At 63.2% G+C, this 1,425-nt stretch carries 2 protein-coding genes; both read right to left on the reverse strand.

The window, feature by feature from the left end; translation table 11 throughout:
* Positions 1–332: Hpt domain-containing protein (locus AC4FAH_RS12825; protein WP_490246155.1), on the reverse strand; the 332-nt coding region annotated here is incomplete at its 3' end.
* Between the two features lie 82 nt (positions 333–414).
* Positions 415–1,389 (reverse strand): flagellar motor protein MotB, encoded by a 975-nt coding sequence (gene motB, locus AC4FAH_RS12830; RefSeq protein ID WP_131432099.1) that lies wholly within the window; start codon positions 1,387–1,389, stop codon positions 415–417.
* Positions 1,390–1,425: the final 36 nt, after the last annotated feature.

Here is a 1,425-nt window from a genome sequence, read left to right on the forward strand (position 1 = left end):
GGGTCGGGGGACTGGGCATTGCGATAGGCCGCCAACTGGTCGTCGAGCATGTCCTTTGTCTCCAGAAAGCGATCGATATGCTGAATGCTCAACCGCAACTCGCCACGGCGGGCACGGTCCAGCAGGTTCTCGAGGTGATGGGTGGTGTCCTGCAAGACCGTGAAGCCGAAGGTCGCGGCACCGCCCTTGATGGAATGGGCCGCACGAAAGATGGCGTTGAGCTGCTCGGCATCCGGCGCCTCGACATCCAGCGCCAGCAGCAGGCGCTCCATCTCGGCCAGCAGCTCCTGCGCCTCCTCGAAGAAGGTGTCGTAAAACTCACTGATATCCATGCATGTTCTCGCTGGCTGTCATTGCGCTATCACACGGGAAGCGGCGCCGCTTCAGTTCTGACATGAGGCGCCTTGAGCGCACTCAGCTGTCCAGCCCGGAGGCGACGGGGCTGTCGGTGACAGGACTGCCAGCGACGGGATTCGTCACGCGTACCGGGCTTGCCAGCTGCTCGAGACGCTCGCGCAGGCTGTTGATGTCCTCGGCGGGCCGGGGATTGACGCCGTTGCTGTCGGTGATATCGCGATAGGCCGACTGGCTGAGTACCATCAGGCTGATGCGACGATTGATGGCGGCCTCGGGGTTCTGGCTGTCGAGGCTGATGCGCGAGCCCATGCCGACCACGCGCACGATGCGCTCATAGGGCAGCCCACTGTTGCCCAGCACGCGGCGCGCGGCATTGGCGCGATCGGTGGAGAGCTCCCAGTTGCCGTAGCCGCCTTCACCGACGAAGGGACGATTGTCGGTATGCCCGGTGATGCTCAGATGATTGGGCAGCCGCTTGAGAATCGGCGCCAGCAAGCCAAGCAGCTGCGACAGTTGTGGCGAGGGTTGCTTGCTGCCCAACGCGAACATCGGGTGCTGGTCGCTATCGGTGATCTGGATGCGCAAGCCTTCGGAGGTCAACTCGATCTGAAGCTGCTCACGCAGTTCGGCCAGGTCCGCGTCATCGGCCATGCGCTGCGTCATGGTGGTGTCGATCTCGTCGCGAATGGCGGCCATGCGGGAATCATCGGCCAGCGCCTGGCGCTGCAGGCGTTGCAGATCAGCGCCCTTCTCGCCCTGGGTCTGCTCGGCCATGAAGCCGCCACCGGGAATGGCACTGCTGGAGGCCGAATTGCGATCACCCCCCAGCAGCGAGACTTCCAGCGGTGCACCGAAGTAGTCGGAGATTTCCCGCAGGTCGTCATCCGAGGCATTCGAGATCACCCACATCACCAGGAAGAAGGCCATCATCGCGGTCATGAAGTCGGCGTAGGCGATCTTCCAGCCACCGCCGTGATGCCCTTTGACGATACGCGGCCGCTTGATGACGATGGGTCTGCGCTCTTCACTCATCGAGACCTCCGAGCTTCAGTCCAGAGACACCCACTG

It is taken from the genome of Cobetia sp., from assembly GCF_983723665.1.

Coding starts and splice junctions, on each gene's coding strand:
- motB (WP_131432099.1), bottom strand. CDS start 1,389: ATGAGTGAAGAGCGCAGACCCATCGTCATCAAGCGGCCGCGTATCGTC.